Raw genomic sequence first — 12,360 nt, 5'->3', positions numbered from 1 at the left:
AGGGTTCTCATGGACAACACCTGGTCGCTGATGAACTCGGCGATGAAGTCGGCCGACGTTCCGAAGGGGCTGCACAAGGGCACGCTGCGCCGGGTCGCGCGGTTCGCCAGGCCGCACTGGCGGAGGCTGCTGATATTCCTGGCGCTCACCGTCGTCTCGGCGGTGCTGGCGGTCAGCACCCCGGTGCTGGCAGGGAAGGTGGTCGACGCGATCGTCGGCGGGCACGACGTCTCGCTCGTGGTGTGGCTCGCCGTCGTGATCGCCGTGCTGGCGCTGATCGACGCCGGGCTCGGGCTGGCCGAACGGGCGCAGTCGTCGAGGATCGGCGAGGGGATCATCCTCGACCTGCGGCTCGCGGTGTACCGCCACGTGCAGCGGATGCCGGTCGCCTTCTTCACGCGCACCCGCACCGGCGCGCTGGTGAGCAGGCTCAACAACGACGTCATCGGCGCGCAGCGGACGTTCACCGCGACACTGTCCGGTTTGGTCACCAACGTGATCCAGCTCGTACTGTCGCTCGTGGTCATGGTGACGCTGTCGTGGCAGGTCACCCTGCTGGCGCTGGTGCTGCTGCCGGTGTTCATCCTGCCGACGCGGCGCCTCGGGCGGCGGATGGCCGAGCTGCAGCGGGAGGCCGGCGGGCTCAACGCGTCGATGACCACGCAGATGACCGAACGGTTCTCCGCGCCGGGCGCGACGCTGGTCAAGCTGTTCGGCGACCCGGAGCGCGAGACCGGCGAGTTCGGGGCGCGGGCCGGACGCGTGCGCGACATCGGCGTGCGCACGGCGATGCTGACGCGCTGGTTCCTCACCAGCCTGACCACGGTTTCCGCGCTCGCGCAGGCGCTTGTCTACGGTTTGGGCGGCTATCTCGCGCTGACCGGGGCACTCGCACCCGGCACCGTCGTGGCGCTCGCGTTGCTGCTGACGAGGCTGTACTCGCCGCTCACCGCGCTGGCGAACGTCCGGGTGGACGTGATGACCGCGCTGGTGTCGTTCGAGCGGGTCTTCGAGGTGCTCGACCTCAAGCCGATGATCGAAGAGAAGCCGGAGCCGCGCCGCGTTCCCGAAGGCCCGGTCTCGGTGGAGTTCTCCGGCGTCCGGTTCGGCTACCCGGCGGCGGACCGGTACTCGCTGGCGTCGCTGGAGGACGTGTCCACTTTGGATCACCGGGGTGGCGAGGAGGTGCTGCACGGCATCAGCTTCCGCGCGGAACCCGGGCAGATGGTGGCGCTGGTCGGTTCGTCCGGCGCGGGCAAGTCGACGATCGCCTCGCTGCTGCCGCGTCTCTACGACGTCGACGCCGGGTCGGTCAAACTGTCCGATGTGGACGTTCGCGACCTGAGTTTCGCGTCGCTGCGGGAAACCGTCGGTGTGGTGACCCAGGACGGGCACCTCTTCCACGACACGATCCGCGCGAACCTCGAGTACGCGCGGCCCGGCGTCACCGACGCCGAGATCTGGGCGGCGCTGGAGAAGGCACGGCTGGCCGACTTGCTCCGGGAACTACCGGACGGGCTGGAGACCGTGGTGGGGGAGCGGGGTTACCGGCTCTCCGGCGGGGAGCGGCAGCGGCTGACCATCGCCCGGCTGCTGCTGGCGCAGCCAAGGGTCGTCGTCCTCGACGAGGCGACCGCGCATCTGGACTCGCAGTCCGAGGCGGCCGTGGGCGAGGCGCTGACCGACGCGCTCGACGGGCGGACCGCGCTGGTCATCGCGCACCGGTTGTCGACGGTCCGGGCGGCCGACCAGATCCTGGTCATCGAGCACGGGGGGATCGTCGAGCGGGGGACGCACGAAGAGCTTCTCGCGCGCGAAGGGCGCTACGCGGCGCTGTACCTGACGCAGTTCTCGGAGGAACCCGCGGCAGCGTGACCCTCGGGTCGGTCGTGAGTGGCGGTTCGGGTGGGGTGGTGAAGGAGGCCTTCACCACCTTCAGCCACCACAGCAGGTACAGCGTCGCGCGTGAAGGACCCCTTCCCTTGACTCAGCCGAGGAAACTCGACCTTCACACCTTGCCTCCCAGTACATGAAGGCCCCCTTCCTTGCGCCAGGCGCAATGAAGGGGGCCTTCATGTACTTCAGGCGCGCACGGGCGCCGGTGCCGAGCCCATTTAGGACCGCAGGGCGGCGAAGGTCGCGTTCACCAGCGCCATCTTCCGCGGATCGTCCCGCATCAGCGGACCCATCCGGTTCATCGTGTAGCCGAAGGCGATCCCGCTTTCGGGATCCGCGCCACCGGACGAGCCGCCGAACCCGTCGTGCCCGAAGGCGCGCGGGTTCGGTCCGAAACCGCGTTCCTCGCTGCCGAGGTAGAAGCCCAGCGCCCATTCGTTGCCCAGCCCCCCGACGAGGTCGGCCTCGCGGCCCTGTCCTTCGCGGGCGGTCGCGAGCGCTCCGGCCGAAAGCAGCCGGCCCGAGGCGAGTGCTCCGTAGATGGTCGCGATGGCCCTGGCGGTGCCGTGCCCGTTCAGGGCGGGCAGGATCGCGCGCCGCCACTCGGGTTTGTTGGCGTCGCGGCCTTGCACGCGCGGGTTCGCCAGCGCCGCGAGGGCGACCGGGCCGGCGTTGGCGAACGCCTGCGTCAGCGCGGTTGTCATCTCGTCGCTGAGCACGGGTTCGACGAGGGTGGAGCAGCGCGCCAGATCGGCTTCGGAGTCCAGGCCGATCCGGAAATCCGCGTCCAGGGGGCCGGCGATGTGCCGGGCGAAGTACGCGCGGACGTCCTGCCCGCTCACCCGGCGGATCACCTCGCCGACGAGGAACCCGAACGACAACGCGTGATAGCCGCTGGCGGTGCCCGGCTCGAAGAGCGGTGCCTGGGCGGCGAGCAGCCCGGTGATGTGGTCCCAGTCGTACAGTTCCTTCACCGTCACCGGCCGCTCGAGACCGATCCCGGTCACCCCCGAGCGGTGCGAAAGCAGCCAGCGCACCGGGATCTCCCGTTTGCCCGCCGCCGCGAACTCCGGCCAGTACTTCGCGACCGGCGCGTCGAGGTCGAGCAGCCCGGCGTCGGCGAGGTGGTGCGCGCAGAGCGCGGTCATGCCCTTGGTGGTCGACCAGACGTTGGTGAGCGTGTCGGCCCGCCAGGGGGTCGTGCGGTCCGGATCGGCCCAGCCCGCCCAGAGGTCGACCACGGTCTCGCCGTGCCGGGTCACCGAGAACGCGGCGCCGATTTCGTCGCGTCGGGCGAAGTTCTCCTCGAAGGCGGCGCGGACGGGTTCGAAGCCCGCCGCGCACTCGCCGTGGATCTCGGTCATGGCACGGACCTCCTGCGGACACCGACCGGTCGGTATGTGACCGTAGAAGTCCCGCGCGGACGAGTCAAGGAAACTCGTCCGCGCGGTGGAGCTTCATGCGCCAGGTTCGCGGTCTTCGCGCCCAGGCGGTCCCTGACTGCACCTGGATCACGAAGTCCATCGAACAGGCTTGTGAAACACGCGCTAGCGGAGAGCCGGAACCCGGGCGCCGTACTTGGCGAGCAGCGCGGCGTTGGCCTCGTCGCCACCGTCCACGTTGGAACTGCGCCACAGCGGGATGTCGACGCCCTGCGCCGCACCGAGATCGACGACCTCGGCGAGCACGAGGTTCCACAGGAACGCGTTGATCACCGTGGACAGCGGCGCGGTCCGCGGCGCGTCCGCCGGGTAGCTCGCGTCCCCGGGACGGACGTGGGAGTCGAGCACGATGCTCGCCTCTTCGATGAGCGTCGTGGCCGCGCGTTTGGGCGCCGCGGCCACCGACGCGGCCGAACTCACGGCGATGACCGACGCCCCGCGCTTGCGGGCGCCGGCGGCCAGTTCGACCGGATACGGGTTGACCCCCGACGTCGAGAACACCACCAGCAGGTCGTCCGGGCCCGGCGCGCGCTCGGCCAGCACCTCTTCGGCCAGCCCGGAGCGGCGTTCGGTCTTGGTGCTGTGCTGCGCGCCGTGCAGGGGCAGCAGTTCGGGGTGGTAGACCGGGTACACGCAGGCGAGCCCGCCCGCCCGGTAGAAGGTCTCGGCGACCGCGGCCAGTGAATGCCCGGCCCCGGCGGTGAACACCAGGGCGTCCGCCCGGATGACCCCCAGGATCAGCTCCGCCGACTTCCGGATCTGCTCCGCGTTACTCCGTTCGGCCTCCGCGAGCCGTTCGGCGACGCCTGCACAACGTTCGGTGGTGCTCACCACATCCGCCCTTCCGTCTGGAGATCAGCGACGAATGTATCGCGTGGACCAATGGCCGAAGTGGAATACATCGGGTCATGATCGAGGTTGACCCGATCACTGCGGCCGGGGTTTCGGAGACTGGAGGGTCCAGGGTGAGCGAGGCTGATCCCGCGGTGCGGACTTGGCGGGCACGCGGCCGGGTGAACGGCGTGGTGCTGGTCCTGCACGGCGGCGCGGAGCACAGTCATGCCCGCGTGGCGCCGTGGCGGCTGGCGTACCAGCGGATGGTGCCGCTGGCGAAGGACGTCCACCGGGCGGGCCGGACGCACGGGGTCGAGGTGCGCCTCCTGCGCAACCGGATCTACGGCTGGAACGACCACGGCACCGACGCGCTCGCCGACGCGCGCTGGGCGCTGGAACGCGTCCGCGAAGACCATCCGGGCGTTCCGGTGATCCTCGTCGGCCATTCGATGGGCGGACGGGTCGCGCTGCGCGTCGCCGACGATCCGGCCGTCATCGGCGTCTGCGCGCTGGCACCGTGGACACCACCGGGTGAACCCATCGACGCCGTCGGCGGCCGTGCCGTGCTCATCGCGCACGGGACCAAGGACCGGATGACCGATCCCGTGGCGTCACACGCTTTCGCGGAGCGCGCCGAAAAGGTGACATCGCGGTCCGCGCGATTTGAAATAGGCGGCGAAGGGCACGCGATGCTACGAAGGTCTCGCGTCTGGAACCGGCTCGTTCGGGCTTTCACCCTGGAGCTGATCGAAGCAGGGGGAACCGACGAAACGCTGAGCGGCGCCTGGGGGCGGCCGAGCTCGGAACGGCTGCGGATCCCGGTCTAGACCGGGCGGGAGGGAGTTCTCATGTCCACGTCGAGCGTCGATCGGACGGCCGGTTCGTCCGGCCCGCCCACCCCTGACGAAAACCGGTGGCCGGGGCTGGCCACCCCGCCGCATTCCCCTTTCCGGGCGCGGATCGCCGAACAGTTGTTCCGGCACGCGGTGCGCCCGCTGAACGTCCGCGTGCGCATGCCCGACGGTTCGCAGCTCGGCGCGGGCGGGCCGGACGCGCCCGAGATGCGGCTCAACCGCCCCGCCGCCTTCTTCCACCGCCTCGGCGTGGACGCGAAGATCGGCTTCGGCGAGGCCTATATGGTCGGCGACTGGACGAGCGACGCGCTCGCCGAGGTGCTGACCCCGTTCGCGGAACGGATGGCGACGCTCATCCCGCCGCTGCTGCAACGGTTCCGCCGGTTCGTCGACCGCGGCCACCCCGCGGGCGAGGAGAACACCGTCGAGGGCGCGCGGGCGAACATCCATCGCCACTACGACCTGTCCAACGACCTGTTCGGCGCGTTCCTGGACCCGTCGATGATGTACTCGTCGGCGTTGTTCGGCCCGGACGACGACCTCACCGCCGCCCAGCACCGCAAGATCGACAGCGTCCTCGACTACGCCGGGGTCCGCGAAGGCAGCACCGTGCTCGAGATCGGCACCGGCTGGGGCGAACTCTCGATCCGGGCGGCCGCGCGCGGGGCCACGGTCACGTCACTGACCATTTCCGAGGAGCAGGCGAAGCTGGCGACCGAGCGCATCGCGGCGGCGGGCTTCGCCGACCGCGTCGACGTCCGGCTGTGCGACTACCGCGACTCGACCGGCGAGTACGACGCCGTGGTCAGCGTCGAGATGATCGAGGCCGTCGGCGAGTCCTACTGGCCCGCGTTCTTCGAGACCATCGGGAAGCGGCTGAAGCCGGGTGGCAGGTTCGGGCTCCAGGCCATCACCATGGACCACGAACGCATGCTCGCCGCGGCCCGGTCCTACACCTGGGTGCACAAGTACATCTTCCCCGGCGGGCTCATCCCGTCGACCACGTCGATCGAACAGGGTGTGCTGGCGCACACCCGGCTGAAACTGCACGGCGTGCGCGAGTTCGGCCAGGACTACGCCCGGACGTTGCGGGTGTGGCGCGAGAAGTTCACCCAGCGGTGGGACGAAATCACCGAACTGGGCTTCGACGACGTCTTCAAGCGGATGTGGGAGTTCTATCTGGCGTACTCCGAAGCGGGGTTCCGTTCGGGGTACCTCAAGGTCCACCAGTTCGGATTCGCCGAAAACGGACGGTGAGCTCCACCCAACCGATGCGGGGTGCCGGACGTCCTTCACCTAGGGTCTGCGGTTGACTGGGCCCTACACGCGAGATCGGGACGGGTGATTCGGCATGACGTATGGAGGCGACGACCGAGGGCGACGGATGCCGCCGCCGCAGCGGCCGCCGTCCGGCCGCCCCCGGCGGCATCAGCCCGCGCAGATGATGCCGCTGCCGGGCCGGGGGAGCAGCCCGTACGACGAGCGGACCAGGCCCATGGGGCACGGCGGCCAGGAGCGGCCCGCCGGCCCGCCCCCGCGCCGTCCAGGCCCGCCGCAGCCCCCTCCGGGGCGCCCGACGGACGACGCGCGCCCGCCGCGGCGGCGTAAGCGCTGGGGCTTCGGCAAGGTGCTGCTCACCCTGCTGACCGTGTTCGTGGTGTTCCTCGCCGGCGTGTGGGTGTACCTGGAGTTCTCCATCAACCGCGTCGACGCGCTGGCCGACTACTCCGGCCGCCCCGTCGCGGCCGAAGGCACCAACTGGCTGATCGTGGGCTCCGACAGCCGGGACGGGCTGACCCCCGAGGAGCAGGAAAAGCTCGTCACCGGGGACAGCAAGGCCGCCGGTGGCGGCAAGCGGACCGACACCATCATGATCGCGCACATCCCGTCCAACAGCGTCAAACCGACGCTGCTGAGCCTCCCGCGCGACTCGCAGGTGACCATCCCAGGGCACGGGAAGAACAAGATCAACTCGGCGTTCTCGATCGGCGGCCCGACGCTGCTCGCGCAGACCGTCGAAGGCGCCACCGGCCTGCGCATCGACCACTACGCCGAGATCGGTTTCGGCGGCTTCGCGAAGATCGTCGACGCGATCGGCGGGGTCCACATGTGCGTGGACAAGCCGATGGAGGACACCCTCACCAAGATCAAGATCCCCGCGGGCTGCCAGGACCTCCAGGGGCCGCAGGCGCTCGGGTTCGTCCGCATGCGGCACAGCGAGGCCACCCCGCGTTCCGACCTCGACCGCGTGGCCAACCAGCGGAAGTTCATCGGCGCGATGGTCAGCGAGATCGGCAGCCCCGGCACCCTGCTCAACCCGTTCTCGCTGTTCCCGCTGCTGTCGACGGCGCCGGACGCGCTGACGATGGATTCGGGCGACCACGTGCACAACCTGGTGGGGCTGGCGCTGGCGATGCGCGGGATCTCCTCGGGCGGCGTCGTCACCACGACGGTGCCGGTGACCAGCGGTTCGGCGGAGAACTGGGACAAGACGAAGTCGAAGCTGCTGTTCGACGCGCTGAAGAACGACACGGAGATCCCGGACAGCGCGATCCTGACCTGATCCGATGGAGGCCTCCGAAAACCGGAGGCGCCCGGCACGAAGGCGAGTCACCATGGGCGGATGGAAACGCCCGCCGAGACCCTCGCCGACGAAGCCGTCACCCTGCGCCGCTGGCAGCCGGAGCAGCTCGAAACCCTCGCCGCCGTCGCGGGGGATTCGGCCGCGCACCTCGGCGCGTGGATGATCTGGGCCGCCTACGGGTACGGCCGTCGCGAAGCCGCCGACTTCCTGGAGAACACCGCGAAGAACTGGGCCGAGGGCAAGACCTACGACTTCGCGATCCTCGCCGGGGAAGACCTCGTCGGCGGCGCCGGCATGATCACGCATCCGGACCGGATCGAGATCGGCTACTGGCTCGGCAGGCACCACACCGGCCGCGGCTACGCGACCAGGGCCGCGCGGCTCCTGACCGCCGAGGCCTTCCGGCTCGGCGCGCCGGAGGTCGAGATCCGGCACGACGAGAAGAACCTCGCGAGCGGTGCCGTGCCCGCGCGGCTGGGGTTCACGATGACCGGCGACGAGGCCGCCGAACCGCCGCTCGCTCCCGCCTGCGCGGGCGTCAACCGGATCTGGCGGCTTAAGCGCGTTTAGCCTTGCGCTCCCGCAGGGCCGCGAGGGCCTTGTCGGCGTGCACGGTGAACTTCAGCTCGCTCTTGATCACTTCGAGCACCTTGCGGTCGGTGTCGATGACGAAGGTGTGCCGTTTGGCGTGCAGCGGGCTGAACTTGCGCCAGACACCGAACTGTTTCGCCACCACACCGTCCACATCGGACAGCAGGGGATAGTCGAAACCGTGTTTGGCCGAGAACTCCTGCTGTTTGGCGACGGCGTCCGGGCTGATGCCGACGCGGTGCGCGCCCACCTCGGCGAATTCCGCGGCCAGGTCGCGGAAGTGGCAGCTCTCCGCGGTGCAGCCGCTCGTCATCGCGGCGGGGTAGAAGAACAGCACTACCGGGCCGGACGAGAGGAAGTCCGACAGCGTGCGCTGTTCGCCCTTGTCGTCGGGCAGGGTGAAGTCCGGGGCGATGTCACCTTGGTCCATGGACCGATCCTGTCACGTCAGTGGGCGGAGGTGAGGTCTGCCCGGGGAAGTGACCGGGCGCGAGCCCGCCCTGCCGACGTCGATCGCGGTCGCGGGTTCACCGGAGAACACAGCTCAGTGGGCGTGCCGTTCGATGAGCTCGTCGACCTCGTCCCCGGTCGCGGAATCCGCCACGAACGAACCACGCGCCGCGAGCACGCCGTACCGCCGCAGCCGTTCGGCCTGTTCGTGACTGTGGACGCCTTCCGCGCCGATACGCAGCTTCAGCTCCTTGGCCCTGGCGACCAGCTGGCACAGGTGGCGCACGTCGGCCTCGTCCTCGCCGTCGGCCAGCGCGTCGACGACCGCGCCGGACAGGATCACGTGGCGAACCGGCAGGCCGTGCCGCGGGATCAGCTCCAGATCGTCCGAACCGGAGATGGTCAGCACCAGCTGGGCGCCCAGATCGGCCAGTACGGCGAAGGAGTCGAGCACCTCGCCGCCTTCGTCGAGGATGGATTCGCGGTCCGTGCACAGCCGCAGCGCCTGGGCAGGCAGGTTGTGCCGGTCGAGCTGTTCCTTGACCAGCAGCACCAGATCGGGCTCGATGGCCAGCCGGTTCGGCAGCCGCACGCAGACGTCGGGCGCGGCTTCGCCGAACCTGTTCCGCCATCGCGCGGTGGCGGCGAGCGATTCGGCCAGCAGCCACCGGCCGAGCGGGATGGTCATCCCGGTGATCTGCGCGAGCGGATAGAACTCGTCCGAGTCCAGTTCGCCCTTCTCCGGGTGGCTCCAGCGCAATCCGGCGTTGACCGCGGCCAGCTGGTCGGGATTCGCGAGCTTCACCGTCGGCTGGTAGATCAGCGAGAACTCGCCGTTCTCCAGCGCGCCGGCGATGACCGCGCCGAGCTGGTAGCGGCTCCGGTCACGCGCGTCGAGTTCCGGATCGAACAGCATCCACTGCGCCTTGCCCGCCTCCTTGGCGCGGTGCAGGGCGATTTCCGCGGCGCGAAGCAGGTCTTCGGGACCGCCTTCGGCGACCGGGCGCACGACGATGCCCGCACTCGCGCTGACCCCGATCCCGTGCCCGCCGAGGTAGATCGGCTCGACCAGTTCTTCCAAGGCCTGCTCGACCAAGGCGATCACCTGCGGCGAGGTGAAGTCGCCGCGCAGCAGGACGGCGAACCCGTCTCCGGACAGCCGGGCGACCGATCCCTCGTACCGGCCAGAGAAGACCGCCTTGAGCTTCTTCGCGACTCCGCGCAGTACCTGGTCGCCGACGCCGGCCCCGAGACCGTCGTTGATCACCTTGAAGCCGTCGACGTCGAGGTAGACGAGCGCGACCTAATCGCCGCCGGACCCGGCAAGCGCGGTTTCGAGGGCGTTGCCGAAGGCGGTGGCGTTGGGCAGGCCGGTCAGCGGGTCGTGCACGTTCTGGTGCAGCAGCCGTTCCTGCAGCAGGTGGATCTCGTTGGCGTCGGCGACCATCAGCACCGGATAGGCCGAACCGGGCCGGTCACCCGGGAGGTCGGTCAGGGTCACGTCGACCCAGAGCGAGCCCTCCTCGCTGTGCTTCACCAGCAGGCGTTCCTGCTGCGTCGGCTGACCGTGCGTCATGAGCTGTGCGAGCGCGTTCCGCAGGCGGGCGACGTCGTGGTCGGCCGAGCCGAGATCGGGAATCTCCCGGCCGCGCAGCGCCGTGGGACGGCAGCCGAGGAGACGGCCGAGCGCGGCGTTCGCCTCCACGATCACGCCGTTGGCGTCGGCGAGGGCGATCCCGATGGGAGAAGCGGAATAGAGCTTGGAGAAGCGCAGCACGGCGGGCTGATGGTCGGGCTCGACCAGGACGGCGTCCTTGGCGACACCGAGCAGCAGTTGTTCGAGTTGCTCCTTGGGAAGCGATACTCCTTTAGTGTCAGCGAGCGTCTCGGCCCATCTCCGAGCGACGTCCACCAACCCTGGCGCGGAACCAGGTTCGGGCACACTTCACCTCTTAATGCGCGGTCGATGGCCAGCTCAGACCGGGTGTCCGAGCCCATGGGCCCACACTAGGTATGAGCCGGCCGGGTGTAGTGCCACGGCATCATGCGCGATCCGGGGTGTCTACCGGCTGAAAGGGTGATCGCTGCTACACGAGTGGTGACCGGAAGTTACCAAGAGTACTCGATAGTGGTGTGGCCTCATCGAGACCGCAGGCGGATCGGCAGGCCGTCCGCCGGAACCGGCAGGGACACGTAATCCCAGCGTGCGGTGTAGTCCTCCGGCACCGACCAGCGATACGCCCGCAGCATCTCGTGCAGCAGCGCCTTCACCTCGAACGTCCCGAAATGCAGGCCGATGCACTTGTGCGCGCCGCCGCCGAACGGCATCCACGCGTAGCGGTGCGACTTGTCCTCACGGCGTGCCTCGCCGAAGCGGTCCGGGTCGAAACGCATCGGGTCGGTCCAGTGCTCGGGCGAGAAATGGTTGACGGTGGGGGAAACCCCGACGAGTGTCCCTTCGGGAATGAAATGCCCGAGGACCTCGGTGTCCTTCACGGTCTTCCTGGTGAGGGAAGGAACCGGAGCCACCAGCCGCAGGGATTCCTTGATCACCAGGTCCAGCGTCGTCAACGTCTCCAGCACCTCGATGTCCGGCACGTCGTCGCCGAGCGAGAGGGACTCCTGACGCGCGCGTTCCTGCCACTCGGGGTTCTTGGCGAGGTGGTAGACGGCGGCGGCGCTGGTGATCGTCGACGTGTCGTGCGCGGCCATCATCAGGAAGATCATGTGGTTGACGACGTCGGAGTCGGTGAAGCGGTCACCGTCTTCGGTGGTGGCGTGGCACAGCGCGGTGAAGAGGTCGTCGCCGTCGCCCGCCCGTTTCGCGGGCAGGTTCGCCGAGAAGTAGCGTTCGAGGACCTTGCGGCCGTGCAGGCCCGCCGCCCAGCGGCCGCCGGGAACGGGAAAGCGCACGATGGCCGTGCCGGCGCGCACGGAGTTCACGAACGCGCGGTTGATCGAGGCCGCGTCGTCGCCGGACCGCATGCCCATGAACACACGCGTCGCGACGTCGAGCGTGAGTTGCTTGAGGGACCAGTAGATCCGCGGGTTCGGCCGGTCCGCCCACGCGGCGACGCCCTCGCGCAGGGCCGGTCCCATCTGGTCGACGTAGCCGGTGAGCCGCTGCCGGGTGAACGCCGCCTGCATGATCCGGCGGTGCAGGTGGTGCTCGCCGAAGTCGAGCAGCATCAGGCCGCGGTCGAAGAACTGCTCGATGAAGAACTTCCAGCCCTCCTGGGAGAAGGCCTTGTCCTTGTTCACCAACGCGATCTGCGTCGCCTCCGGGCCCGTGAGCGCGACGATGCGGCGGCCGAACGCGCCCATCCACGAGACGGGGCCGTAGGTCTCGTAGCGTTTCAGGCCGAACTCGATGCCGAAACGCATGAAGTCCAGCGCGTGGCCGATGACCGGCGGGCCCTCGTCGCCGAGGACGGGTTTGAGGCCGGGAGGAGCGGGCGCGAGTTCGCGGACCGGCCACGTCGCGCCGAGCCAGCGCTGGTCGACCGAACGTGGCAGGGGGATCGAGGTGAGCGGCGGGACCCGCTCGCGCAGCGCCCCGGTGACCTTTTCGACAGCGTTCGCCATGGGTGACCATCTCCCCGCTGAGATCGGTTACCGCTCCACCATCGCACCCTTGTTGACGTCCTGACAATACCTCGATGGAAGTTCCGTGAAGGCCTCCTTCACTACCTCGAGGGTCGGGAAGGAG

General features: G+C 69.4%; 9 protein-coding genes and 1 pseudogene. 5 read left to right on the top strand and 5 right to left on the bottom strand.

Annotated elements, in window-relative coordinates; all coding sequences use genetic code 11:
• Positions 1 to 9 precede the first annotated feature (9 nt).
• Positions 10 to 1,875, top strand: a complete 1,866-nt coding sequence (locus tag NQK81_RS07875) for an ABC transporter ATP-binding protein (protein WP_257487689.1) — start codon at positions 10 to 12, stop codon at positions 1,873 to 1,875.
• A gap of 239 nt (positions 1,876 to 2,114) precedes the next feature.
• Here NQK81_RS07875 and NQK81_RS07870 read toward each other — a convergent pair whose 3' ends face one another.
• Both NQK81_RS07870 and NQK81_RS07865 read right to left on the bottom strand, forming a co-directional pair.
• Entirely contained in the window at positions 2,115 to 3,260 is a 1,146-nt protein-coding gene (locus NQK81_RS07870) for a serine hydrolase domain-containing protein (protein ID WP_257487688.1), read from the bottom strand.
• Positions 3,261 to 3,443: 183 nt separating this feature from the next.
• Positions 3,444 to 4,172 (bottom strand): SIS domain-containing protein, encoded by a 729-nt coding sequence (locus NQK81_RS07865; protein WP_126731841.1) that lies wholly within the window; start codon positions 4,170 to 4,172, stop codon positions 3,444 to 3,446.
• Between the two features lie 131 nt (positions 4,173 to 4,303).
• Here NQK81_RS07865 and NQK81_RS07860 point away from each other — a divergent pair, with 131 nt between their 5' ends.
• The 4 genes from NQK81_RS07860 to NQK81_RS07845 all read left to right on the top strand — a co-directional run bounded on the left by NQK81_RS07860 (position 4,304) and on the right by NQK81_RS07845 (position 8,180).
• Positions 4,304 to 4,999: an alpha/beta hydrolase gene (locus tag NQK81_RS07860; RefSeq protein ID WP_257487687.1), complete on the top strand. Its 696-nt coding sequence runs from the start codon at positions 4,304 to 4,306 to the stop codon at positions 4,997 to 4,999.
• 21 nt (positions 5,000 to 5,020) lie between these two features.
• Positions 5,021 to 6,283 carry an SAM-dependent methyltransferase gene (locus tag NQK81_RS07855; RefSeq protein ID WP_257487686.1) on the top strand — a complete coding sequence of 421 codons (1,263 nt, stop codon included), beginning with the start codon at positions 5,021 to 5,023 and terminating at the stop codon, positions 6,281 to 6,283.
• Positions 6,284 to 6,377: 94 nt separating this feature from the next.
• A complete protein-coding gene (locus NQK81_RS07850; protein WP_257487685.1) occupies positions 6,378 to 7,589 on the top strand; it encodes an LCP family protein in 1,212 nt (403 codons plus the stop codon).
• A gap of 60 nt (positions 7,590 to 7,649) precedes the next feature.
• Positions 7,650 to 8,180, top strand: a complete 531-nt coding sequence (locus tag NQK81_RS07845) for a GNAT family N-acetyltransferase (RefSeq protein ID WP_257487684.1) — start codon at positions 7,650 to 7,652, stop codon at positions 8,178 to 8,180.
• On the opposite strand, the gene NQK81_RS07840 is transcribed toward NQK81_RS07845, so the two are convergent.
• The 3 genes and pseudogenes from NQK81_RS07840 to NQK81_RS07830 form a co-directional block, all read right to left on the bottom strand.
• Positions 8,167 to 8,631, bottom strand: a complete 465-nt coding sequence (locus tag NQK81_RS07840; RefSeq protein ID WP_257487683.1) for a peroxiredoxin — start codon at positions 8,629 to 8,631, stop codon at positions 8,167 to 8,169. The two genes, NQK81_RS07845 and NQK81_RS07840, sit on opposite strands and share 14 nt — an antisense overlap.
• A 114-nt stretch (positions 8,632 to 8,745) precedes the next feature.
• Positions 8,746 to 10,563, bottom strand: a pseudogene (locus tag NQK81_RS07835) (putative bifunctional diguanylate cyclase/phosphodiesterase).
• A 227-nt stretch (positions 10,564 to 10,790) separates the two neighbouring features.
• A complete protein-coding gene (locus NQK81_RS07830) occupies positions 10,791 to 12,236 on the bottom strand; it encodes a cytochrome P450 (protein ID WP_257487682.1) in 1,446 nt (481 codons plus the stop codon).
• Between the last annotated feature and the right edge of the window lie 124 nt (positions 12,237 to 12,360).

The organism is Amycolatopsis roodepoortensis, from assembly GCF_024628825.1.
In the GTDB taxonomy this organism is placed as follows: Bacteria; Actinomycetota; Actinomycetes; order Mycobacteriales; family Pseudonocardiaceae; genus Amycolatopsis; species Amycolatopsis roodepoortensis.
This window is presented reverse-complemented; position numbering and strand designations above follow the sequence as displayed.